The sequence below is a fragment of the Halomonas sp. KM-1 genome (genome assembly GCF_000246875.1).
Lineage (GTDB): Bacteria > Pseudomonadota > Gammaproteobacteria > Pseudomonadales > Halomonadaceae > Halomonas > Halomonas aerodenitrificans.
The window spans coordinates 1-23441 of the sequence record NZ_BAEU01000032.1 but is presented as its reverse complement, the minus strand read 5'-3'; the positions used below and the strand labels follow the sequence as shown (position 1 = coordinate 23441).

26 protein-coding genes are annotated in these 23441 nt (G+C 66.1%); 11 read left to right on the top strand and 15 right to left on the bottom strand.

Annotation, left to right across the window (positions count from 1 at the left end; all coding sequences use genetic code 11):
* Positions 1 to 53 precede the first annotated feature (53 nt).
* The 7 genes from B8115_RS02675 (at position 54) to B8115_RS02645 (ending at position 5233) form a co-directional block, all read left to right on the top strand.
* The gene (locus B8115_RS02675) at positions 54 to 1376 is read left to right on the top strand and encodes a nitrous oxide reductase family maturation protein NosD (RefSeq protein ID WP_010626203.1); all 1323 of its coding nucleotides are present in this window, start codon (positions 54 to 56) and stop codon (positions 1374 to 1376) included.
* Complete coding sequence (locus tag B8115_RS02670; protein ID WP_010626202.1) at positions 1373 to 2320, top strand: ABC transporter ATP-binding protein; 948 nt, start codon at positions 1373 to 1375, stop codon at positions 2318 to 2320. The genes B8115_RS02675 and B8115_RS02670 overlap by 4 nt, the downstream gene beginning before the upstream one ends.
* Entirely contained in the window at positions 2317 to 3141 is an 825-nt protein-coding gene (locus B8115_RS02665; RefSeq protein ID WP_010626201.1) for an ABC transporter permease, read from the top strand. The genes B8115_RS02670 and B8115_RS02665 overlap by 4 nt, the downstream gene beginning before the upstream one ends.
* A 30-nt stretch (positions 3142 to 3171) precedes the next feature.
* Complete coding sequence (locus tag B8115_RS02660; RefSeq protein ID WP_010626200.1) at positions 3172 to 3768, top strand: nitrous oxide reductase accessory protein NosL; 597 nt, start codon at positions 3172 to 3174, stop codon at positions 3766 to 3768.
* Between the two features lie 31 nt (positions 3769 to 3799).
* The gene (locus tag B8115_RS02655) at positions 3800 to 4201 is read left to right on the top strand and encodes a c-type cytochrome (protein ID WP_010626199.1); all 402 of its coding nucleotides are present in this window, start codon (positions 3800 to 3802) and stop codon (positions 4199 to 4201) included.
* A gap of 91 nt (positions 4202 to 4292) precedes the next feature.
* Positions 4293 to 4871 carry a hypothetical protein gene (locus B8115_RS02650; protein ID WP_010626198.1) on the top strand — a complete coding sequence of 193 codons (579 nt, stop codon included), beginning with the start codon at positions 4293 to 4295 and terminating at the stop codon, positions 4869 to 4871.
* The gene (locus tag B8115_RS02645; protein ID WP_010626197.1) at positions 4871 to 5233 is read left to right on the top strand and encodes a DUF6164 family protein; all 363 of its coding nucleotides are present in this window, start codon (positions 4871 to 4873) and stop codon (positions 5231 to 5233) included. Before B8115_RS02650 ends, B8115_RS02645 begins: the two co-directional genes overlap by 1 nt.
* A 125-nt stretch (positions 5234 to 5358) precedes the next feature.
* On the opposite strand, the gene B8115_RS02640 is transcribed toward B8115_RS02645, so the two are convergent.
* From B8115_RS02640 to B8115_RS02600, 9 genes are all read right to left on the bottom strand, one after another.
* Positions 5359 to 5913: a hypothetical protein gene (locus tag B8115_RS02640; protein ID WP_010626196.1), complete on the bottom strand. Its 555-nt coding sequence runs from the start codon at positions 5911 to 5913 to the stop codon at positions 5359 to 5361.
* 32 nt (positions 5914 to 5945) lie between these two features.
* Positions 5946 to 6302 (bottom strand): plastocyanin/azurin family copper-binding protein, encoded by a 357-nt coding sequence (locus tag B8115_RS02635; RefSeq protein ID WP_010626195.1) that lies wholly within the window; start codon positions 6300 to 6302, stop codon positions 5946 to 5948.
* A gap of 28 nt (positions 6303 to 6330) precedes the next feature.
* The gene (locus tag B8115_RS02630; RefSeq protein ID WP_202949051.1) at positions 6331 to 8034 is read right to left on the bottom strand and encodes a NapC/NirT family cytochrome c; all 1704 of its coding nucleotides are present in this window, start codon (positions 8032 to 8034) and stop codon (positions 6331 to 6333) included.
* A 126-nt stretch (positions 8035 to 8160) separates the two neighbouring features.
* On the bottom strand, positions 8161 to 9783 hold the full coding sequence (locus tag B8115_RS02625; RefSeq protein ID WP_010626193.1) for a cytochrome D1 domain-containing protein: 1623 nt from the start codon (positions 9781 to 9783) through the stop codon (positions 8161 to 8163).
* Positions 9784 to 10064: 281 nt separating this feature from the next.
* Positions 10065 to 10826, bottom strand: a complete 762-nt coding sequence (locus B8115_RS02620; protein ID WP_010626192.1) for a Crp/Fnr family transcriptional regulator — start codon at positions 10824 to 10826, stop codon at positions 10065 to 10067.
* 30 nt (positions 10827 to 10856) lie between these two features.
* On the bottom strand, positions 10857 to 11750 hold the full coding sequence (gene ccmI / locus B8115_RS02615; RefSeq protein ID WP_010626191.1) for a c-type cytochrome biogenesis protein CcmI: 894 nt from the start codon (positions 11748 to 11750) through the stop codon (positions 10857 to 10859).
* Entirely contained in the window at positions 11747 to 12238 is a 492-nt protein-coding gene (locus B8115_RS02610) for a cytochrome c-type biogenesis protein (protein WP_010626190.1), read from the bottom strand. Before B8115_RS02610 ends, ccmI begins: the two co-directional genes overlap by 4 nt.
* Complete coding sequence (locus tag B8115_RS02605; protein WP_010626189.1) at positions 12235 to 12816, bottom strand: DsbE family thiol:disulfide interchange protein; 582 nt, start codon at positions 12814 to 12816, stop codon at positions 12235 to 12237. Before B8115_RS02605 ends, B8115_RS02610 begins: the two co-directional genes overlap by 4 nt.
* Entirely contained in the window at positions 12816 to 14819 is a 2004-nt protein-coding gene (locus B8115_RS02600; RefSeq protein WP_010626188.1) for a heme lyase CcmF/NrfE family subunit, read from the bottom strand. Before B8115_RS02600 ends, B8115_RS02605 begins: the two co-directional genes overlap by 1 nt.
* A 525-nt stretch (positions 14820 to 15344) precedes the next feature.
* Between B8115_RS02600 and B8115_RS02595 the strand changes: the two genes are divergently transcribed.
* On the top strand, positions 15345 to 15872 hold the full coding sequence (locus B8115_RS02595) for a peptidylprolyl isomerase (RefSeq protein WP_370542915.1): 528 nt from the start codon (positions 15345 to 15347) through the stop codon (positions 15870 to 15872).
* Positions 15873 to 15944: 72 nt separating this feature from the next.
* On the opposite strand, the gene B8115_RS02590 is transcribed toward B8115_RS02595, so the two are convergent.
* Together B8115_RS02590 and hemE are read right to left on the bottom strand one after the other, a co-directional pair.
* Positions 15945 to 16319: a VanZ family protein gene (locus B8115_RS02590; protein WP_010626186.1), complete on the bottom strand. Its 375-nt coding sequence runs from the start codon at positions 16317 to 16319 to the stop codon at positions 15945 to 15947.
* Entirely contained in the window at positions 16312 to 17394 is a 1083-nt protein-coding gene (gene hemE / locus B8115_RS02585; protein WP_085941245.1) for a uroporphyrinogen decarboxylase, read from the bottom strand. Before hemE ends, B8115_RS02590 begins: the two co-directional genes overlap by 8 nt.
* Before the next feature lie 168 nt (positions 17395 to 17562).
* On the opposite strand from hemE, the gene ribA reads away from it, so the two are divergent.
* Both ribA and B8115_RS02575 read left to right on the top strand, forming a co-directional pair.
* The gene (gene ribA, locus B8115_RS02580) at positions 17563 to 18198 is read left to right on the top strand and encodes a GTP cyclohydrolase II (protein ID WP_010626184.1); all 636 of its coding nucleotides are present in this window, start codon (positions 17563 to 17565) and stop codon (positions 18196 to 18198) included.
* A gap of 41 nt (positions 18199 to 18239) precedes the next feature.
* A complete protein-coding gene (locus B8115_RS02575) occupies positions 18240 to 18911 on the top strand; it encodes a hemolysin III family protein (protein ID WP_010626183.1) in 672 nt (223 codons plus the stop codon).
* Here B8115_RS02575 and B8115_RS02570 read toward each other — a convergent pair.
* The 4 genes from B8115_RS02570 to B8115_RS02555 are packed head-to-tail and all read right to left on the bottom strand — an operon-like array spanning position 18881 to position 22098.
* Complete coding sequence (locus B8115_RS02570) at positions 18881 to 19753, bottom strand: hypothetical protein (RefSeq protein ID WP_010626182.1); 873 nt, start codon at positions 19751 to 19753, stop codon at positions 18881 to 18883. The genes B8115_RS02575 and B8115_RS02570 overlap by 31 nt on opposite strands.
* Positions 19746 to 20429, bottom strand: a complete 684-nt coding sequence (locus B8115_RS02565) for an iron-containing redox enzyme family protein (protein WP_010626181.1) — start codon at positions 20427 to 20429, stop codon at positions 19746 to 19748. The genes B8115_RS02570 and B8115_RS02565 overlap by 8 nt, the downstream gene beginning before the upstream one ends.
* 2 nt (positions 20430 to 20431) lie before the next feature.
* Positions 20432 to 21532: a beta-ketoacyl-ACP synthase III gene (locus B8115_RS02560; protein WP_010626180.1), complete on the bottom strand. Its 1101-nt coding sequence runs from the start codon at positions 21530 to 21532 to the stop codon at positions 20432 to 20434.
* Complete coding sequence (locus tag B8115_RS02555; RefSeq protein WP_010626179.1) at positions 21529 to 22098, bottom strand: hypothetical protein; 570 nt, start codon at positions 22096 to 22098, stop codon at positions 21529 to 21531. Before B8115_RS02555 ends, B8115_RS02560 begins: the two co-directional genes overlap by 4 nt.
* A 145-nt stretch (positions 22099 to 22243) precedes the next feature.
* Here B8115_RS02555 and B8115_RS02550 point away from each other — a divergent pair.
* On the top strand, positions 22244 to 23441 hold a 1198-nt coding region (locus B8115_RS02550; RefSeq protein ID WP_010626178.1), incomplete at its 3' end, for an acyltransferase.

Sequence of the window (23441 nt, the reverse complement as noted above, 5' to 3'; positions counted from 1 at the left end):
GTAACCCGGCCGGCCCCGCGGGGCCGGCCACTGTCCTACTCGAGGTGACCGTAGTGAAACGTCTCTTTTCTTTCCTGGGTGGCTGCGGCCTGCTGCTGACGGCGACCTTCGCCTTCGGCGAGCTGCGCATCGCGCCCGGCGACGGTCCACTCCAGACGCATATCGATGCCGCCGCCCCCGGCAGCGAGTTGATCCTCACTGAAGGGCTGCACATCGGCAGCATTCTGATCGACAAGCCGCTGACCCTGCGCGGCGAGCCCGGCGCCATTCTCGACGGCGAGGGCAACGGCGACGTGATTCGCATTAGCGCCCCGGACGTGCGCATCGAGGGCCTGACCCTGCGCAACTCCGGCTTCAATCTGACCGACATGAACGCTGGTATCCATGTCGAGCGCGAGGCCCACCGCATCCATATCGAGAACAACGTGCTGGAGAACGTGGCCTTCGGTCTGTGGCTGTGGCACCTGGAAACACCCAGCGTGATCGGCAACCGCATCGCCGGCAATACCGGCGTGCGCTCCCAGGACCGTGGCGACGCTATCCGCCTCTATAACATCAGCGGCGGCACCATCGCCGACAACGACGTACGCGACAGCCGCGATGCGATTTACGTCGATACCAGCCGCGACCTGACCTTCCGCAACAACCGCCTGCGCGACTCGCGCTTCGGCATTCATTACATGTTCACCCACGGCGGCAAGATCGTGGGCAACCATACCAGCGGCACCCGCGCCGGATACGCGCTGATGATGTCCCGCGATCTGGAAGTGGTTAACAACCGCTCCGAGCGCGACATGAACTACGGCATCCTGATGAACTACGTCAACTACAGCACCATCGCCGGCAACGACATTCGCGGCATCACCGCCTGGCACGGGCCCGGCGGCAGCGAGCACGGCGTCACGCTCGGCGCCGAGGGCAAGGCGCTGTTCATCTACAACTCCCAGCACAACGAGATTCGCGGCAACCGCCTGGCCGACAGCGAGATGGGCATCCACCTGACGGCAGGCTCCGAGAACAACCGCCTCTACGACAACGCCTTCATCAACAACCGTCAGCAGGTGATGTACGTGGCCACCCGCCATCAGGAATGGTCCCGGGACGGCCGCGGCAACTACTGGAGCGACTACCTGGGCTGGGACCTGGACGGCAACGGCGTCGGCGATACGCCCTACGAGCCCAACGACGCCGTCGACCGCCTGCTGTGGCGCCACCCCGAGGCGCGCCTGCTGCTGCACAGCCCCGCCGTGGTCGCCCTGCGCTGGGTGCAGCGCCAGTTCCCCATCTTCCGCGCCCAGGGCGTGCGCGACAGCGCACCATTGATGCACGCCCCTAGCCCTGGGGAAGCCCTTAGCCTTGGAGAAGCCCAATCATGAATCCGGTCATCGAATGCCACGGGCTGACCAAGCGCCATGGCGACCTCACCCGCCTCGAGGCTCTCGATCTCACGGTCAAGGAGGGCGAGGTACTCGCCCTGCTGGGCCACAACGGCGCCGGCAAGACCACCACCATGAAGCTGATCCTGGGCCTGATCTCGCCCAGCGCAGGCTCGCTCGAAGTGCTCGGCGGTGCCCCCGACGGCCCCCACGCCGAGACGCTGCGTCGCCATCTGGGTTACTTGCCCGAAAACGTCAGCTTCTACGAACAGCTCACCGGTCGCGAGGTACTCGACTATTTCGCCCGCCTGAAGCGCATCGATCGTCGGCAGGTTGATGAGCTGCTCGAGAAGGTCGGCCTGGGCCATGCGGCCAAGCGTCGGGTCAAGACCTACTCCAAAGGCATGCGCCAGCGCCTGGGCTTGGCTCAGGCACTGCTCGGCGAGCCGCGCCTGCTGCTGCTCGACGAGCCCACCACCGGGCTCGACCCTGCCGCCACCCGGGATTTCTACGAAACCGTGCGCGAACTGCGCGAGCGCGGCTGCACAGTGCTGCTCTCCTCACACGTGCTGCCTGGGGTGGAGCCCTACATCGACCGCGCGCTGATCCTCGGCGCCGGCCGGCGCCTGGCGCTGGGCAGCCTCGAGGAGCTGCGCCGCGAAGCCTCGCTGCCGTTGACCATTCGCGCCAAGGGCCGCTGGCCCGGGGTCGACTGGACCGCCGGCTGGGACGACAGCCGCATCGCCCCGCGCTACCTCAACGGCTCGGCGCTGGAGCTCGGCGTTCACCCCTCGGCCAAAATGAGCGCCCTGCGCCGGCTGACCGGCACGCCGGGGGTCGAGGACATCGACGTGCTGCCGCCGACGCTGGAGCACCTGTACGCCCACTTCTCGGCGCCCGTCGCCGCAGCTTCGTCCACCCCTGACCAGCGAGGCACACCATGAACACCACCCTGATCGTCGCCCGCAAGGAGTTCCAGGACGGCCTGCGCAATCGCTGGGTGCTGGCCATCGCCCTGATCCTGGCCGCACTCGCCGTCGGCATCGCCTGGTTCGGCGCCGCCGCCAGCGGCGGCATGGGCTTCACGTCGCTTGCCACCACGGTGGTCAGCCTGTCGACCCTGGCGGTGTTCCTGATTCCACTGATCGCCCTGCTGCTGGCCTACGACGCCGTGGTCGGCGAGCAGGAGTCGGGCACCCTGCTGCTGCTGCTCACCTACCCGCTCAGTCGCACCTCGCTGCTGCTGGGCAAGTTCCTCGGCCACGGCCTGATCCTGGGCGCCGCCACGGCGCTGGGCTTCGGCATTGCCGGGGTGGTGATCGCCTTCGCCGCCGACGGCGTGGCGCTCGGCGATCTGGTCGCCAGCCTCAGCCTGCTGATCCTCAGCAGCGTGCTGCTGGGCTGGGTATTCATCGCCTTCGCCTACCTGATCAGCGTGTGGGTGACCGAAAAGGCGCGCGCCGCCGGGCTGGCACTGGGCGTGTGGTTCCTGTTCGTGCTGGTGTTCGATCTCGGCCTGCTGGCACTGCTGGTGAGCGTGCAGAGCGGCGGCGACTGGCTGCCGTGGCTGCTGCTGCTCAATCCCACCGACGGTTTCCGCCTGATCAACATGGTCGGCTTCGAGTCCGCCCAGGCCTACACCGGGGTGACCGCCATCGCCCAGAACACCGCCTTCCATGCCGGCTGGCTGCTGCTGATCCTGGTCGGCTGGATCGTGGCTCCGCTGGGACTGGCCATCCTGCGCTTTCGCCACCATTCCGCCTGATCCCTGATTTGCCCGTTTCGGAGAAAGACCATGACACGCACCACCCTTACCGCCCTGGTTCTTGCCGTATTGCTGGCGGGCTGCAGCGGCAGTGAAGACAAGCCCCTCGCCGCGGCCCAGCCGATCACCGACGGCGACAGCTGCCACGTTTGCGGCATGCTGATCGCAGAATTGCCGGGCCCCAAGGGCCAGGCCTATCTGAATCGCGACGAGGCGGTACGCAAGTTCTGCTCCACCACCGATATGTTCGCCTTCCTGCTGCAGCCGGAGAACGAGAACCGCCTGAGCCATGCATGGGTCCACGACGTGGCCGTGACCCCCTGGAGCCGGCCGGCCGACGACGCCTTCATCCTGGCCAGCGAAGCCTGGTACGTGGCGGGCCACGACCAGCGTGGCGCCATGGGCCATACGCTGGCATCCTTCAGGGAGCGCCATCATGCCGAGGCCTTCAGCGAGACCCATGGCGGCGAGGTGCTCGCCTTCGGCGACATCGACCTGGAGCTGCTGACCGAGCTCGCGCGGGCGGATGCCAGCATGCAGCACCACGGCGGCATGCCCGGTCACGAAGGCCATGGCAACGAAGTGAATGACCACGCCGGTCACGGTGGCGCCATGCACGGCCACTGATACGTACCCACTGCAGGGGAGGGTCCAGCCCATGGTCATGAAGCTCGCCTCGCGTGCCATCGCCATGCTGCTGATATCGCTGAGCCAGGCCGTCTGGTCCGGCGATACCTCCTCTCCGGCGCTGGTCGGCGACGCGCAGCGCGGCGCCGACATGGCCAAGCTGTGCACCAGCTGTCATGGCTATCAAGGGCGCAGTGTGACTTCCCGCTACCCGAGCATCGCCGGCATGGACGAAGCGCGTTTCATCGCCGGCATGCAGTCGCTGCGGGCCGGCGAGCGCGGCCACCTGATGGCCAGCATGACCCGCGGTCTCAGCGATCAGGACATCGCCGACCTGGCGGCCTACTACTCACGGCTTGCCCCCCAGGCACAGCTTGAGCCCCATACGCAGCAGGAGCCGCGCACTGAGGGCGCCGACGCAAGCGTGCCGTGAAGCCACTCCTCGCCGTAACCGACACCTGACGGGGTCGGCGCGGCGCGCTGCGAGTGCTACCATCCCAGGCCTGTCGATCAGGAACCCGAACATGACCCGATCCCTTCGGCCACACGCCGCCCGCCGGCTGCTCGCCGGCCTGGTGCCTACGGCGCTGCTGGCGGCCTTTCCCTTTGCCAACGTGGCACTGGCCACCAACTACAACGTGAGCGATGTCGAAGCTCACGGCCACTGGCACTCGCTGGCCCTGTCGCTGGGCGAGGAGCGCCACTTCCGCGCTCTGGAGCAGCACAGCTACAGCGACTCCATTTTCAGCGTGAACTACACCCCCGGGGTGTGCGACCTGCCGTGGCTGGAAGTACGCGTCGAGCTCGAAGAGCTGCAGTCGGAGAGCCGCGTGGCCAACCTGGTGCCCGGCGACCTGCGGGTCGACTACGCCACCATCCACAGCGGCGCCGCGGAGTTCATCACCCAGCGCGGCGACCGCGGCTTCTACGTCAACTTCTATCTCGATGAGCTGGATCTGCTGCTCGATGAGATGCGCGACGGCGAGACCCTGCGCCTGCGCTTCGATCGCGGCGACGAGGACTACTGGTTCATGAGCTTCGACTTGACGGGTGCCGACGAGGCCATCGCCCGCGCCGAGCAACTGTGCAAGGCGGCCGGCTGATGGCAACGCTGCTGTTCCGGCTGGCCAACGTCTCCGAGGAAGAGGCCTGGGAGGTGCGCCGCCTGCTCGACGAGCACGGCTTCGATACCTACGAGACCCACGCCGGCTTCTGGCGCCTGGGGGTCGACGCCATCTGGCTGCGCGACGACACCCAACTGGAAGCGGCGCGGGAAGCGCTCGCCCGCTACCAGGCCGAGCGTCAGGAGCGGGTGCGGCAGGAACATGCCAAGCAGGTCGAGCGCGGCCAGGCGCCCACGTTGTGGCAGCGCCTGCGCCATCATCCCTTGCAGGTATTGCTGGTGGTGTGCGCCGTGGCAGCGATACTGGCGCTGACTTTAGTACCCTTCCTGGGCCTCATCTAGGCACTGCCTGAAAACTGCCTGCGCTTGGCCATACGGCGTTAAAAATCAGCTCGTGCACGAGTCCGAGCAAAGTACTCGACTGCCGCCGCCCGCGGGCGGCGGCTTGCCTTTGGCGGCTGGTGGTGTCAGCGCAGCAGCCGGGTATCCAGGTACTCCACCGTCAGATAGTCGTCGAAGGCCCACAGGCGCACGAAGCGGCTACGCTCCTGGCGCTCGCTCTCGCTGCCACCCCAGATCGTCAGGTCATTCGGAGCCACCGGCATGCCCTCCTTGAGCTGCTCGAACCACCACTCGGTCATCTCCTCGCCCCAAGGTTGGCCGTACTGCGAGACCAACTGATCCTTCACGGCCGCGTGATCCGCCACGTCGGGGTAAAAGGCCACCACCAGGGCCAGCCGGTCGCTGCCGGCCGGAAAGACGTAGCGCAGATCGGTCACCGGCTCGCCCTCCACCTGCAGCTCGCCGTCGATGAGTCGATCGTTGTCTTCGGTTTCACGTATTTCGATGTCCGTCACGCCGTCCTGCTCGAGCCGCTCCAGCACCGCTTCGGACGACATACCGAACTCGGCGCTGCGGTAGCCCGTGATCTCTTCAGCCGCGGTGGCGACACTCGCTACGATCAGCGCCAGCGCCGTGAACAACCCACCCGTCAGCGCCACCAGCTTCGTGGTCATCGCCATGCGTCCTCCCCTTGGGCTTGAACAGCCATCGTCTAATCGTCTTGTTCGGCCGCCACGACATGGATCACGCCGACCATGTCCCGGTTGTGATGGGGCTGGCAGTAGTACTCGTAGGTGCCCTCTTCATCGAAGGTACGCTCCCAGCTCTCCTCGGGGAAGAGACGGCCGGAGGCGATCTCCTCGTCGGGGAAATAGATGTCGTGGTTGGAGCGGCGCTCGGCGTTGACCCAGCGCACCGTGGTGCCGACGCTGACCTCCAGTTCATCCGGCTGGAAGCGGTTGTTGACCATCTCGATCTCGACCACATCGCCGCCGGCCTGGGCCGCCCCGCCGATCAGCAGGGCGCCCAGCAGGCCAAGGGTGGTCAGAAACCGCTCGTGCATGTTCATTGCGCACTCCTCCTCGGATCCGGACGCATCACCGTGTGATGCGCGTGGCGTTGATCTCCACCATGTCTTCCTCGAAGTCGCCGGGAATCTCGGCGTCGAAGGCCAGACCGTACTGCCAGGAGACGTGGTGGAAGCGCGAGGCGGCATAGTCATCGTGCAGCGCCACGTTGAAGCTGTACTTGCGGTCGGTGGCGAGCGGCTTGTCGCCCTCCACGCCGGTACGCAGGGCCCGGGTCAGATAGGCGGTCCATACGCCGTTCTCCTCCGTCGCCGTCATGACCACCGCTTCGCTCTCGGAAAGATGTCGCTGCTCGAGGATATAGCCGCTCTCGGTGAGCTCGGCACCGCTCTTGTAGCGCGCGATATCGAGATAGACACCACCGCCCAGCAGCTCGGCGATCTCCGCCTCGTCCTTGAGCTTGTCCCAGCCACCCCGCGCGGCGCCGCGGCGGCCGCGGATCTCGATCTCGCTGCGACTCTCGCTGAGGTACTTCGTCACGCCGTTGAGCATGTCGAGGCGCTCGGCCAGCTCGCTCTGAGCCAGGGCTTCCGCCTCCGGCGCATCGGGCATGTAGGTGGAGTCGTGGTGACAGCTGGCCCAGCAGCCGCCGCGGTCGGCCATGTCGACCCGCTCGTCGGCAAAGCTGACGGTGAGCTTCATGGGGTTGTCCGGATCCATGCGGCCGCCGTCGACGAAGGGCAGCGGCGCGTGCTCGCCGGCTTCCCACTGGAAGCGCATGAACAGGTAGTCATCGTCGAAGGAGGCCTGCACGGTCATCGGGATGTGGCCACGCTTGTCGCCCAGGTCATAGGTCTCGATCTTCTCGGCGCTGGTGGCCAGCGCTCCGATCTGCGCCTCTTCGCCCGCATGGCACCACACGCAGCGGTCGCCGAAGCTGAAGGCGCGTCCGCCTCCGTGAGAGCTGCCGTCCTGGATCCACTCGATCGAGGCCTGGCCGGGCAGGAACAGAGTCAGGTCCAGCGCCGGCACGTCGCTCCAGTCCAGGGTCGCGGCGATGTCGCCTTCGGCCGCCACGGCTTCGCCCAGCTCCTCGGCTTCCAGCGGCAGGGCCGGCTCGCCGCGCTCCGGCAGATCGGTGACGGGCTCGTCGTGCTCGAAACGGGCTGCCCACACCGGCGACTCGTCCCAGTCTTCGGGCAGCTCGTGGGCGATGCCCTGATGGCACTCGATGCAGGTCTGGCCCTGCTCGAATCCACGCGCGTGCTCGCGGGCGGCGCGCGGCGCCTGCTGCTCGAGGTCCATGGCCGACCAGTCGTGGCAGTTGCGACACTCACGCGAGTCGGTGCGCAGCATCGAACGCCAGACGTTTTCCGCCAGGTGCAGACGCTTCTCCTCGAATTTCTCCTTGGTGTTGATGGTACCCAACATCCAGTGCCACACCTCGCGGCTGGCCTCGATCTTGCGCACCATCTTGGGCCCCCAGGAGTCAGGCACATGACAGTCCGAGCAGGTGGCCCCGACGCCGGTGGCGTTCTGGTAGTGGGGCCGGTCCAGGTACTCCTCGTGCACCCAACTCATCTCGTGGCACGCCGTGCTGCAGAACTTCATGCTGTTGGTGGCTTCCATCACGGTGTTGAAACCGCCCCAGAACAGGATGCCGGCAACGAAGAACACCACGGCGGCACCCAACGATGCCCCCATGATGGTGATCCTGCGCCAGTTTCGTAGACGCTCCCCCATGATCTCGCTCTCCCCAGAATGTCGTGCCACGAGTCGTGCTTGTTGCTTATGCCTGCCTCCCGGTGGTGCCTGGGCTGTCGGCTTCTTCTGCAGGCGCTTCGCGCGAAGCGACTGAAGAAGAAGCCGGAGCGCCGCGGGGCGCTCCGGCCGGCGGGCTTAGCCGCGCTCGTACTTCTTCAGACGGTTGTAGACGTTGAACTTGCCGGTCGGCGTGTTCAGGTTCTCGATGACTTCCTTGACCTCGAGGGTCGCGTCGTCGAAGACCACGATGGCGCCATCGTCCTGGTGGCCACGGCCGCGGGCCCAGATGGAGACCCACACCTCGGTGCCGGACTGGTCGTACTCCATGTGCACGGCCACCGCATCATGCTCGACGGGACGGTCGGCAACGTGGATCGGAGTCAGCTCGCGAGTCTCCTTGTCCATGACCATGATCCACTGGTTGACGTCGGCCTCCGGGTGCATGGCCTGATCGATCCAGACGTGGGGCGAGTTCGGGTGGCTGCGCAGGAACAGGCCCGGGCCGTCGGTCTCGACGGTGCCGCAGATTTCCCAGGCATGCTCCGGATGGCCCTCGGGATCGGTGCCCCAGAAGGTCACCAGGCCCTCGCCCAGGTGGGTGGTGCCGGCCACCGGACCGCACTCCGGGTCGATCCAGTTGGCACCCGGGCCCGGGTGGGGGATCTGCCCGGTGTTGAGCAGGCCGACGAGCTTGCGCTCCACGGTGTCGACGAAGGCCATCTTGTGGCTGAAGTTCGCCGCGATCATGAAGTAGCGGCCGGTGGAGTCGAAGAAGCCGTCGTGCAGATATTCGGCAGACGCAATGTGGTCGATGCGCAGATTGTCGATATCGCTGTAGTCGACCTGCCAGACCTGCCCGGTCTCCTTGACGTTGACCAGGAAGGAGGGCGCATGAGGCGTATCGTAGAGCGCCGCCACGCGGGCTTCGTGGACGTAGTTGCCCTCGGTGTCGTAGCCACGGGTGGAGACGACCTTGAGCGGCTCCATGGTCTCGGCGTCGGCGATCACGAAGTGCGGGGGCCAGTAGCCGCCGCCGATGACGTACTTGTCCGCCCACTCGCCGTAGTGAGACACCGCCACGTCGCGGGCGTCGATGCCGATGAACACCTCGGCGGTCGCCTGGGGCGGGTCCATCCACAGGTCGATCTTGGTCAGACGACCGTCACGGCCCTGGACGTACCAGAAGCGGCCGTCGGAGCTCGACTTGGCCACATGCACGGCATAGCCGGTCTCGGCCTCGGTGATGAGCTCCTTGGTGTCGCCGTCGATGATGCCCATGGCGCCACGGTCACGCAGGATGGTGACCATGAAGTTTTCCCAATTGCGGTCGTGCTGGGGCGAGTCCGGCCACTCTTCCTGGGGCACCAGGATGCGCCAGGTCTCGCGGATGTCGGCCAGCGACATCTCAGGCGGCTCTTCCGGGGTCTGCTGGATGTACTTCGAGATCAGGGTGATCTCCTCTTCATCCAGGATGCCGTCGAAGTTGTTCATGCCGCCTTCGGTACCCAGCGCGATGATGCTCTCCAGGCGGCGCTGGCCCATCTCCTGAGTGTTTTCGGGCAGCAGGTTGGGGCCGGTGGCGCCCTTGCGCAGGGTGCCGTGGCAGCCGGCGCAGCGCTGGAAGTAGATGGCGCTGGCGCGCTCCATTTCCTCGGCCGTCATTTCCGGGGCCGCGGCCTGGGCAGTACCCATCCCCATCATCGCGGCCAATGGAAAGCTCAGGGCAAAGATCCCCTTGGTCAATGCTCGCTTGTGCATATCGTGCCTCGCTTGGTTTCCCCTTCGGGTAGTGGCTGGCGGGTGCCCGGCATGACCTTTTCTTCTCAACCGCTCGGCGACCATGCGCTTCAGCCACCCCCCACCTGCCGCCATTAGTAGCAGCTTTGACTTTTGGCTCACTTGACCACTGTCAATTGATGCATTCTGGAGTTGACTTATGTCAGAAGAGGGGCGAAATAACCGGCGGCAGGCAAGCACCGGTCCGCTGGGCAGACCGGTGCGCAGGGTATGCATGAGGGCGGCATGGGCAGGGGTGAGCGTCAGCGACAGGGGCGCATCGCCGCGGTTCGCTGCTCCGGCACCACACTGGGCAGCGGCGAAAGCAGCTCCTCTTCTTCGGTATTGGCGAAGCGGCGCAGAGCAGCGATGTCCTCGACGTGCACACAGTTGCGCTCGCAGCTCACCCCGACCTCCTTGAGCCGGGCCATGGCCCGCGAGAAGCTCTCCGGCTTCATGCCGAGCCGGCCGGCGATGAGCAGCTTGTCGCAGGGCAGGCAGACGGTGGCCCGGTTGGTTTCGCAGGGGCACAGAGCAACGATGAAGGCCGCCAGGCGCTGGTAGGTCGGCTGGTTGGTCAGCTGGTCGAGCTGACGCACCAGATAGCGCAGCATGCCCGTCAGGTTAGCGAGCAGGTTGAGCGTCAGGCCGTGGTTGCGCTCCAGGGTGGTGAGAAAGTGATCGGCGGTGAACACCAGCAGGCGGGCATCCTCGGCGACGGCGGCGTTGACCGGGAACCCCAGGCGATCGAACATCGCCGCCTCGGCAAAGGACTCGCCGCGGGTGAACAGTCCCACCATGCACTCGTTGCCGTCCGAACTCTCGCGGAACAGCTTCACCCAGCCGCTCAGCACCACGTAGAAGCGGTCCGCCGGCTCGCCGGCGCTGAACAGCAGCGTGCCGCGACGATAGCTGCGCTCCAGGGCGCCGTCGGTGAGCAGTGCCAGGGTCTCGTCACCGAGCCCCGAGAACAGCGGTACCTGCCTGACGGCCTGCAGGGCCTCACGACTCAGCGGTGATTTCATAGGTTTCTCCTTCATCATGGCAGCTCCGGTTCAGCCTTCCGTGGTGGTCTGCGTCACCTGGGCCAGGTTGCCGCGAATTATCTCGGCTTCCGGCGAGTCCGGCGGCAGCACGTCGAGCAGGCGCTCCCAGTAGTCGCGGGCACTCGTCATTTCCCCCTCCAGGTAGGCCCGGGATCCGGCCAGCCACAGCCCCTGGGCATGGTAGGGGTCAATCTCCAGGGCCTGTTCGATCAAGCGCAAAGGTTCGCCGCTCAGGCCACCCTGACGCTCGGCCATGACATCGGCATAGCGCGTGAGCAGATCGGGATCGCCGTCGCCGCCGTGGGCCATGGCCTCACGAAAGGCGCGTTCGGCGGCGTCCAGGTCCTCGAGAAATACCAGGGTACGGCCCAGCAGCACCCAGCTTTCGACGTCGTCCGGCTGCTGGGCCAGGCGGCCCTGGAGCTGCTGCGCCATCAGCTGGAACTGGCGGCTCAGCTCGGCCTCGGTAGCCGCGGTCGGCTCGGCGACCGCCGTCTGGTCAGTGGGATGCTGGGTGGCGAAGACCTCCTCGGCGTGCCCCACCGCCAGGTAGATGCCGATCGCCATGAACGGCAGCACGGCAATGCTGACGATGGCGGCAGCGCCCACCGCACGCGCCCCACCTTGTCCTGCGTCCGAGGGTGTTTCGTCGGGCTCGATGGCACCGCTGTCGAGCAGCTCGCGCTCCAGGTCGGCCACGGCCGTGGCGTACTGGGCCTGGGTCAGGGTGCCAGCGGCAAGGTCCTGCTCCAGTTCGTGAACCCGGTCGCGATGCACGCTGGCATTGACCGCCCGGCGCGACGGCAGCGTCTCTCTGCGTGGCTCGCGCAGCAGCGGATAGAGCACGAACGTCAGCGCCAAAACGCAGAGCAGCAGGGCAAAGAGTAGAAACAGTCCGTTCATCTCATCCTCCGGGAGCAGTCTTCATGACGCAGCCGTTCGAGCACGGCGCGCTCCTGCTCGGTGAAGTCGGGGCGCTCGGCCATGCCTCGCCGCCCGACGACGACGCGCCACCACACCAGGGCGCCGCCGAACATCAGCAGGAAGGGGCTCGCCCACAGCAGCCAGGTGTTGGCCTGCAGCGGCGGCCGGTAGCGCACGTAGTCGCCGTAGCGCTGGACCATGAACTCGACGATGACGTCGGCGTCGTGGCCGGCCAGGGTCATGTCGTAGACCCGCCGACGCATGTCGGCGGCCAGCTCGGCGTTGGATTCATGTATGGTCTCGCTCTGGCACACCGTGCAGCGAAGCTCGCGCACCAAGGTGTCGTATTGGCGTTTCTGAGCCTCGCTGTCGAACTCCAGCGGCTGGCCGATGGCCAAGGCCATGGCGAGCCCCGCCGCCAACCACAGCGGCAGGCCCAGCAGGCTCAGGAACAGGGATCGCTTCATGATTGCGCCCCCCTCCTCGCCTCGTTCTTGCGCTGCTGCGCCGCTCTCAGTTGCTCGGCTCTCAGCTTCTCGACCAGCGGCAGCACCTCGTCGAGCAGCAGCTGGCGGGAGAGCGGGCCGATGCGCTTGTAGCGAATCACCCCTTCGGCATCGAGCACGTAGGTTTCCGGCGTGGCGTAAACGCCCCAGTCGATGCCGGCATCGCCACGGGGGTCATAGGCAATGGTGCGGTAAGGGTTGCCGCTGACGCCGAGATAGCGCACCGCCGCCTCCCGCTCATCGCGGTAGTTGAAGGCGTGAATGGGAATGCCGCCCTGGGCCAGCTCCATCAGCAGCGGCTTCTCGGAGCGGCAGGTGCTGCACCAGGTGGCCCAGACGTTGACCAGCGCCACCTCGCCGATGAAGTCCTGCTCGGTGACCAGGCGCTCGGCGTCTTCCAGCGCTTCGAGAGCGAAGGCCGGCGCCGGCTTGCCCACCAGCGGCGAGGGCAGATCGCGGGAGTTCATGCCCAGGCCCACGAACAGCAGGCCGAGCAGGGCAACGGTGGCGACCAGCGGCAGTAACAGGCGCAGTTTCATCAGCCGGTCGCCTCCTGCGCTCGTGCAATGATCTCATCCGACCGACGCTGCGGCCTGACCACGCGGTTGCTGGCCAGACGGTAACGCTTGTCGCAGGCCGCCAGCAGACCACCGAGCGAGAGCAGAATCGCGCCGGACCACATCCAGAACATGTAGGGCTTGTAGTAGAGCCGGAAGCTCCAGGCATCGCCCACCAGCCGCTCGCCCAGCGAGACGTAGACGTCGCGGGTGCTCGAGCGATGCAGCGAGGCCTGATTCATGGGCATCTCGGCGTGGGTGTCGTAGTAGCGGCGCTGGGGCAGCAGCGTTGCCACCAGCCGACCATTACGCTGCACCTCGACCACCGCCTGATCTGCATCCCAGTTGGGGCCACGCACGCTTTCCATGCGCAGCAGGGTGAAGTCGAAGCCCGCCGCCGAAGCGCTCTGCCCCGGCTGCAGGCGCACGTCACGCTCCACCTCGTAGGTGTTGACCATGGCGATGGCCACCACGATCAGAGCCAGGCCGACATGGGCCAAATGCATGCCCAGGAAGCTCGGCCGCATGACCTTGCGCAGCCGCGCCGGCAGGGGTTGGCGCGCCGAGCCCATGCGCTTGCGCATATCCAGCACTGCGGTGAGTACGATCCAGACGGCCAGCATCAGCGACAGCGCCGTCATGGGACGCCAGGCGCCCAGGGTCAGCGGCCACAGCCCGCCGGCCACTACGCTGGCCGCCAGCACCCAGCGCAGCTGACGGAAGGTCTCGCCGGGATTGGCCTGCTTCCACATCACCGACGGGCCGAGGCCCATCAGCAACAGCAGCGGCAGCATCACCGGCGCGAACACCGCATCGAAGTAGGGTGGGCCCACCGAGATCTTGCCCAGCCCGAAGGCATCCAGCGCCAGCGGGTAGAGCGTGCCGATGAAGACCGCGGTGCAGGCCACCGTCAGCAGCACGTTGTTGGCCAGCAACAAGGATTCACGGGAGTACCAGCCGAAGGCGCCGCCAAGCCCCACCCTGGGCGCCCGCCAGGCATAGACGGTCAGCGAACCGAGCAGGGTGAGCGTGAGCATGCCGAGAATGAACACCCCACGCTCCGGGTCGGTGGCGAAGGCGTGCACCGAGGTGATGACGCCCGAGCGCACGATGAAGGCACCGAGTATCGTCAGGGCGAAGGTGATGATCGCCAGCATCAGGGTCCAGACCTTGAAGCCGCCGCGCTTCTCGGTCACCGCCAGGGAGTGGATCAGCGCCGTGGCGGTGAGCCAGGGCAGGAAGGAGGCGTTCTCCACCGGATCCCAGAACCACCAGCCGCCCCAGCCCAGCTCGTAGTAGGCCCACCAGGAGCCCACCGCGATGCCCATCGTCAGGAACACCCAGGCCACCGTGGTCCAGGGCCGCGACCACCGCGCCCAGGCGGCATCGAGCCGGCCGCCGAGCAGGGCCGCCATGGCAAAGGCGAAGACCACCCCCATGCCTACGTAGCCCATGTAGAGCAGCGGTGGATGCAGGATCATGCCCGGGTCCTGCAGCAGTGGGTTCATGCCGCGCCCGTCCAGCGGACCCGGCACGATGCGCTCGAACGGGTTGGAGGTGAAGATGGTGAAGGCAATGAAGCCGACGCAGATCATGCCCAGCACCGCCAGCACCCGCGCCAGCATTTCCCTGGGCAGCGACTGACTGAAATAGGCCACGGCGGCGCCCCACGCGCCCAGGGTGAAGACCCACAGCAGCAGTGAGCCCTCATGGCCGCCCCATACCGCGGTGACCTTGTAGATCAGCGGCTGGGTGAGGCTGGAGTGGCTAGCCACGTAGCGCACCGTGAAGTCGTCGACCACGAAGGCCCAGGTGAGCACCGCCAGCGAAAGCGAGAGGAAGACGAACTGGCCGGTGGCCAGGAAGCGACCGGTGCGCATCAGCCGGGCGTTACCGAGCTGGGCGCCCACCAGGGGCAGCACGCTCTGAGCCAACGCCAGGCACAGCGCCAGGATAAGGGCAAAATTTCCGAGTTCCGCCACCATGGGCCGGCACCTCCCGCTTTCCCCGGTGCCGAAGAGAAGCGCGGCGACCGGTCACTGACGAACGTGAGTGGCCGAGACGAACGGGATGAAAGACTGAGAGCAGGCGCGCCTCGACCGGCATGACAGGAATGGTCCGACCAATGGCGCTAAATATCTACACGCAATACTTCTTTTCACGGTGGGGTTGTGATCCATGTCAAACAAAACGGCGCGGCCGGATGTCGCGCCCCACTTCGAGTGACGAGAGCCTGACAGCGGACACGTCTGGACGTAAGCTAGGCTCTGTACGAAAACTGTCTGCGCTCGCCCATACGGCGTTAATAATCGGCTCAAAGTACTCATTTACACCCCGTAAACTCCGTCTTTTCGCCGATTTTTGCCTTGTCTGGCCATCGCTCGTCGACTTTTCGTACAAAGCCTAGGCGCAGCGTTTTTCCCGCCTCACACTCATCGGAACACTCATCACAAACAACAGGAGCTACCGTGCTGAAGCGAACTCTGATCACCCTGCTCGCCGCCGCCAGCCTGCCGCTGGCCGCTGCCCACGCCCAGGCGGCCGACGTCGTGCTGCACACCAACCACGGCCCCATCGGCATCGAGCTGTTCAAGGACCAGGCCCCCGAGAGCGTCGAGAACTTCCTCACCTACGTGCAGGATGGTCACTACGACGGCACCCTGTTCCATCGCGTGATCGACGGCTTCATGATCCAGGGCGGCGGCTTCGATCAGGACTTCCGCCAGAAGGCGACCCGCGACCCGATCGCCAACGAGGCCAACAACGGCCTGCGCAACGAGCGCGGCACCCTGGCCATGGCCCGTACCGGCGACCCGCACTCTGCCACCGCACAGTTCTTCATCAACGTCAGCGACAACGCCTTCCTCAACCACCAGGGCACCCACTCCGGCCAGGCCTGGGGCTATGCGGTATTCGGTCGCGTGGTGGAGGGCATGGACGTGGTCGACGCCATCAAGCGTGTACCCACCGGCAGCCGCGGCCCGTTCCAGGACGTGCCCCGTGAAGCCGTGATCATCGAGCGTGCCGAAGTACAGTAAACGAGCACCACCCAGACACGACGACGCCCGCCATCGGTCGATGGCGGGCGTCGTCGTATGGGCTTGGGTGTCTTAGCGTCGCAGCAGGTAGCGTCTGATGGCTGCCAACACCAGCACGGCCGTTCCCGCACCCAGGGTATTGGCCAGGATATCGGCCCAGTCGCCGCCGCTACGGCCGGGAACGGGGATCTGCAGGTATTCGATGCAGATGCCGTAGAGCACCACGGCAATGAAGGTGCGCACCAGCGGCAGCCCGGCCAGACCGATCAGTCCCGCCAGGCCGGCATAGCCGACGAAGTGGTTAAACTTGTCCCACGGCAGGTTGGTGGGCATCTCGTCGCCAGGAGTCAGGCTGCCGATGGCAATGGCCACGGCCGCCAGCACGGCCAGCACCGTCCATAGACGATGGCGGTCATGCTGGCGCTGGAGCCAACTGGGTTCAGGCATGCTGGTGCTGGATGGCACGGTGATAGCGCGGGCTCAGGTCGTGCAGCGCCTCCATGAAGGCGGTGACGTTGTCCGGGTTGGTGAACTGGCTGATACCGTGGCCCAGATTGAACACGTGCCCCGGCCCTTCGCCGTAGCTGTCGAGGATACGCCCCACCTCGGCGCGAATGGCCGGCGGTCGGGCGAACAGCACGTTTGGGTCGAGATTGCCCTGCAGTGCCACCTTGTGGCCCACCCGGGCGCGCGCATCGGACAGTTCGGTGGTCCAGTCGAGGCCCACGGCATCCGGCCCCGCCAGGGCGATGTCCTCGAGCCACTGACCGCCGTTCTTGGTGAACAGGATCACCGGCACGCGCTTGCCTTCGTGGTCGCGGATCAGGCCGGCGACGATCTGCTCCATGTAGCGCAGCGAGAACTCAAGATAGGCCGGCGTGGAGAGCACCCCACCCCAGGTATCGAAGATCTGCACCGCCTGGGCCCCGGCGCGAATCTGCGCGTTGAGGTAGTCGGTCACCGCGCTGGCCAGGGTGTCGAGCAGGTCGTGCATCACGCTGGGCGTGTCGTAGAGCATGGTCTTCACGTGGCGGAAGTCCTTGCTCGAGCTGCCCTCCACCATGTAGGTGGCGAGCGTCCAGGGGCTGCCGGAGAAGCCGATCAGCGGCACCCGGCCGTTGAGCTCGCGGCGGATGGTCGAGACCGCCCGCATCACGTAGTCTAGGTCGCGCTCGGCGTCGGGCACGCTGAGAGCCGCCACGTCTTCGGCGGTGCGCACCGGCTTGCGGAACTTGGGTCCCTCACCAGTTTCGAAGTAGAGCCCCAGCCCCATGGCATCGGGGATGGTGAGGATGTCGGAAAACAGGATGGCGGCATCCAGCGGGTAGCGCTCCAGGGGTTGCAGCGTCACCTCGCAGGCCAGGTCGTGGTTGCGGCACAGGTCCATGAAATCGCCGGCTTCGGCGCGGGTCGCGCGATACTCGGGCAGGTAGCGGCCGGCCTGACGCATCATCCATACCGGCGTGCGGTCCACCGGCTGACGCAACAGAGCGCGCAGAAAACGATCGTTCTTGAGATCCATGCAGGCAGTCATCCCCGGGAAATGTCGCCACATTGTAGCGCATCCTTTTCCACGCGGCTTGACCCGGGCCAAGATCGGAGACACCGCACAATCGTGAGCCGCGCCGGCGTTCCTGCTAGAATGCGGGATTCACTTCCGCCATCGCCGTGGTCTTGACCGAGGTACCCCGTGACCATTCGATTCATCGCCGCCTCCCGGCTGCCCACGCCCTGGGCCACCTTCACCATGCACGGCTTCGAGGACGAAGCCACCGGCAAGGACCACATCGCGCTCACGCTGGGCGAGGTGGCCGACGGCGAGCCGGTACTCGGCCGGGTGCATTCGGAGTGCCTGACCGGCGACGCGCTGTTCTCCATGCGCTGCGACTGCGGCTATCAGCTGCAGGAAGCACTCAAGCGCATCGCCGACGAAGGCCGCGGCGTGCTGCTCTACCTGCGCCAGGAAGGCCGCGGCATCGGCCTGCTCAACAAGATCCGCGCCTATCACCTGCAGGACCAGGGCGCCGACACCGTGGAAGCCAACGAGCAGCTCGGCTTCGGCGCCGACCTGCGCCGCTACGACCTCTGCGTGCCGATGCTCGAACATCTGGGCATCCAGAGCCTGCGGCTGATGACCAACAACCCGCGCAAGGTCGATGCCCTGACCCAGGCCGGCGTCACCATTGCGGAACGCGTACCCCTGACCACGGGTCTCAATCCCCATAACGAGCAGTACCTCTCCACCAAGGCGGGCAAGCTCGGTCACATGATGGCGCTGGGCGACTTCACCCAGGCCGGCGACGTGGATATCGAACGCAAGCCCTGAGCCGCACCCGGCAGCGGGGCGCCCCTGACGGAAACGATCCCATGCCAGTAACGGAAACAACGGGCGGCCACCGCCACCACCTCATCGAGGAGCTGCTCAACAGCATCAGCCACGGTATCGGCGCGGTGCTGAGTCTTGTCGGCGTCGTGGTGCTACTGGTACTGGCTAGCATGGCCGCCCACGTCGACCCGTGGAAGATCGTCGGCATCAGCTTGTACGGTGTGACGCTGGTGCTGCTCTATGCCATTTCCACGCTCTACCACGGCGTTCGTCACCCACGGCTCAAGCGGCTGTTCCAGCATCTGGACCACTGCGCCATCTACCTGCTGATCGCCGGCACCTACACCCCCTTCCTGCTGGTCAACATGCGCAGCTCCACCGGCTGGACCCTGTTCGCCATCGTCTGGGGCCTGGCGTTGGCCGGCATTGCCTGCAAGCTCGCCTGGCCGCATCGCTTCACGGCCCTGCGAGTCGCCATCTACCTGGTCATGGGCTGGCTGATCGTCTTTGCCGGCGAGACGTTGAGCGCCAACCTGCCCACGGCCGGTATCGTGCTGCTCGCTGCCGGCGGCATCACCTACACCCTCGGCGTGGTGTTCTTCGCCATCAGCGCTATCCCCTTCAACCACGCCATCTGGCACCTGTTCGTGCTCGGCGGCAGTACCTGTCACTACTTCGCCGTCTACGCTGCCGTGCTGCCGTTCGGGGGTTGATGCTCGGCCAGCCTGAGCCGCTCCAGCCGGGCATAGAGGTACTCGGTGAAGAAGCCGTGCATGAGGAAGCGCTGGCTCAGGTTCCACGGTCCGACCAGGTAGTGCGGGTACTTGTTATAGGCCATCTCGGCCAGGGTCGGGTCGCCGATCAGCTGGCCGACGCGAATGGCGATGGACTGGTCGAGGTTGAAGCCATTGATGGCGTCGCGGTACTCCTCGCGGGTCAGCAGCAGGCAGAACAGGCACATGAACAGCGCATGGGCGCTCTCGAAATCGAGCACCTGGGTACGTCGGCGCGGCAGTTCGAAGTCGCACTCTTCCAACGAACGCCAGTGCGCCCAGTTGATCGCCTGCGGCGTCAGGGCTGCCGGGCGCTGCCGCCAGTAGCCCATCTCCTCGATCACCCGGAACAGCTCCTGATCGTGCTTGACGAAGCTGGCGTCGAGCATGTCCTCGATGCGGCTCGGGTAGAGCGTTAGCGGCTCCACCGTAACCTCCGGGCCGTTGTCGATGAGGAAGTTGAGAATGTTGGACTCGGTGGCGAAGTGGCGCAGGATCAATTGATTGGCGCTGGGGCTGACGAAGTGGGTGCAGAACCAGCAGATCAACCGCTGCAGCAGGCCGTGGGCCCGGAACTGGGGCAGCGGCAGGCGCTTCACGAACCAGATCAGATGCAGCAGCACGGCCAGCAGGAACTGCAGCAGCGGGCGCAGCGACCAGCGCGTGGGGCGCTCCAGGTCGTCCAGCCACAGCCGCACCGCCGCCGGCTCGATGGGCAGGGAGTCGTCGAACGCCAGCGCGCGCAGAAAGGGGCTACGCGGCCTCGGCCTGGTATCAGCCATGCTCGATCTCCTCCAGCTGCAAGGCATAGAGCCGCGCCACCACCCGCGCGGTGCGCAGGATCGCCTGCTGCTGCTCCGGCGTGCGGCAGACCCGGTCGATCAGCGTATAGAGCTTGTCCAGGTGGGCGTCGTCGTTCTCGCCGTGGTAGCGCATGAAGCAGGTATAACGGCCGTCGCCATCGGTGGCCTCGTCGATCCGCCGCGCCCAGTCGCTCGCCATCTTCTGTCCCAGCCCTTCGATGATCCACATGGCACCGATCAGATCCACCGGATTGGGCTGGCTGGCGCGATACATCATGAAGGCGTGCAGCGCCTCGCTGCCGGCGTTGCGCTGCCCGGCGCGGATCTCCGCCAGCGCGCCACCTGCCGCCACGAAGTCCGCCTCCAGCATCTCGTAGTCGCGATGCTCCTCCTTGGCATGACCGATCACTTCCGAGCGCACGTCGGCATAGTCACGCTCGAAGCTGGAGGCGCCGCGGGTGATCCAACGCGCGCCTTCGATCACCTGCTGGCGCAGGTGCAGCAGCAGGCTGCGGTAATCCTCGCGGGTGAAATTGCCGCGCTCCAGGCGCTGGATGATCGGCACCCGCCCCAGCTGGCGCTCGAAGTCGAACCACACACGCATCAACCCTTGCAGGCACTCCTGTCCCAACTGGGTGGTGACCTTGCTTTCCATGGTTATTCCTCCACGACCGTGAGCTGCATGTAGACGTTATTGAAGCGACCGCTCTCCGGCACCATGCACAGGATGGTGTCGCCGGTTTGGTAGCTCTGGGTGCGACGAAACTCGTCGAGCATGATGAACATCGAGGCGCAGCCGGTGTTACCGCGGGTATAGAGATTGGTGTACCACTTCTCCTCGGGGATGGCCGCGCCGGCCTGGGTCAACATGTCGAAGATCTTGCCGCGGAAATAGTGCGACGAGTAATGGCACAGCACGTGGTCGATCCGCCCCGTCTCGACCCGCCCTTCGTCGATCAGCCGCAGCAGGCCGTCCACCCCCAGCTTGACGATGTTGTCGAGCAGGCGAACGTCCTGACGGATCAGCAGGGCGCCGGCGGCCTCCGCCTCGGCGTAGGTGGCGAAATCCTGCCAGCTGCGCGCATCGCCCACCGCCCGGCCGACGCTCATGCACACCGGGTAGGCGTCGGCGTGGGAGAAACCGCGAATCCAGCCGATACGAAAGCTGCGCCGGCGCGGCACGCTCTCCAGCAGCAGCGCCCCGGCGCCGTCCGACAGCATCCAGCGCAGGAACTCGGCATTGAAGTCGACCTCCTGCGCCACCGCCTCGTAGCGGCTGGCCTTGAACAGCCGCGAGGCCAGCTCGCTGGCGATCACCAGGGCATTGTCGTGCTCACCGGCCTTGAGCCCGGTGTAAGCCGCCTTGAGCGCCATCATGCTGCTCGAGCAGATGCCGTGGCTGCTGTGCAGCTCCACGCCGGCCACGCCCAGCTCGGCCTGGACCATGCTGCCGAACCCCGGCAGCACCAGATCGCCCTGGCTGGTGGCCACGCTGAGCATCTCGAGCCGTGATTTACTTAGGAAGCTGTCGTCGAGGCAGGCCTGGCCCGCCCGGGCGGCCATCTCGTCGTTGCTGATCAGGGTGTTGTGCTCGGCATCGATGGCGTAGTGACGCTGACGAATGCCGTTGGATTGCAGGATGCGGCGCTTGAGCCGGCTCGGCTTGCCGTGCACCAGGCCGAGCACCGCCTCGATCTGCTCGTTGTCCACCGGCTCGCCCGGCAGATAGTGGCCGCTACTGGTGATATAGACGCTCATGCGGGATTGCCTCCGTGCTTGAGGTAGTGACGCAGGCAGCGCAGGTTCTCCTCCATGTAGGGAAACACGCACAGCAGGGCCATGAAGGTCAGGTAATAGGGCAGGTAGCGTTCGCCGCCGTGGGGCACCTCGACGGGAATCAGCCGTATCTGCCCGGCCCAGTTGAGGGAGACGAGATCGATCACCACCGGCCAGTTGATCACCATGATCATCGCCAGCATGTAGAACGGCAGGCTGGCCAGGTAGCTGTGGGCATGCATCTCCCAGATGCTGATGTGACGCCGGGGAGCGGCGTAGTGCACGTCCCAGTGGGCCACGACCTCATGCAGCACCCAGGCCAGCAGGCAGATCAGCAGCACCAGCACGTTGATGCGGTAGAGCAGGCACATGAGGATGGGGATGCCCACCTGAATGCCCATCGCCGAGTGCATCAGGGTCTCCTTCAGCCCCGAGGTCTCCTCGATGTGCGTGGCACGGTGACAGCACCAGTCGACGAAGCCGGCAATTCCCCATAGCGGCAGGAAGACGTACAGCAGGACATGGATCAACAGCGTGTGGGTATCCATGGCGATTTCCTCTGTTTCAGCGGTTCTCACACTGTTCTTGCAAGGCGCTTACGTTTCATGGATGATGTTAGGAAACACTGTTCGATAACTAATATCCACTAGGCGCACGCCATTTGCAAGCGCCAATCGAATGGAACGGAACATCATGAAACAGGCAACCCACAGGCAGGGCTCGGCTTCGGATAGCGCAGCCGCACCGCAGGCAGCCCGGGATCGCTATCCCGATGCCCTGCGTGCCGGCGCACTGTTGGTGGTGGTGTTCGGCCACTGGATCGCTACCCTGCCGCGGCTGGAAAACGGCCTGATGACCACCACCGACCACCTGCTGCTGGTGTGGACCGGCGCCGGGGTGCTCACCTGGCTGCTGCAGGTGGTGCCGCTGTTCGTCTTCGTCTCGGCCGCGGTCAGCGCCGATGGCGCCCAGCGTCGGCTGGATCAGGGCCAGCGCCAGTTGCACTGGTGGGCGGGCCGGGCTCTGGGCCTGGCCCGCCCCACCGTTACCTACCTGGCAGTGCTGGTGGCCTTCGTCCTGCTGGCGGCCTATACCGGCGGACGCCTGCTCGGCCCGCTCAACCACTCGCTCACCGTTCACCTCTGGTTCCTGATGATGCTGCTGGGCGTGCAGGCGCTGCTACCGCTGAGCGTGTGGGCCGACAACCGCTGGGGGCTCAAGGCCGTGGCAGGGCTGCTGCTGATCGCCGCCGCAGTGGACCTGCTGCGCGCCGGCATTAGCTCTCCCGGCGAGCTGCTGGAGCTGGGCGCTCGCGTCACCGCCAACGGTGGCGGCATCGGCTGGCTCAACGCCGCGGTGGTTTGGCTGCTGCCGCAGCAACTCGGCATCGCCTGGAAGCGCGGGCGCTTCTCCGGCCTGGGCTGCGGCCTCGCCCTGCTATTACTCGGGCTGATGTGGCTGGCCGCCGCCGTGGCCTCGGGCTACCCCGTGGCCATGGTCGACGGCGCCTTCGGCGTGCCCAGCAATCTGCTGCCACCCACCCTGGCGCTGGTCGGCGTGATGTGGGTTCAGGTAGGTGCCGCGCTGACCTTCGAAGCCCCCGTACGCCGCCTGCTGGAGCGCCGCCGAATCGACCGCACGGTGACGATCCTCGGCGCCCTGGGTATGCCGCTCTACCTCTGGCACAAGCTCGCCGAACTGCCGGCCGCCTGGCTGGGCGAGCGCCTGGGGCTGCCCATCGACGCCGGCATACCGGGCGAGGTGGGCTTCTGGCTCGGCCGCCTGTGGTGGATTGCGCTGTGCATCGTGGCCGTCGCCCCCGTGATGATCGCGGTGGTGACCTTCGAGATGCGCCGCAAGCGCGACGTGGTTTCTGCCACCGCTGCGCCGG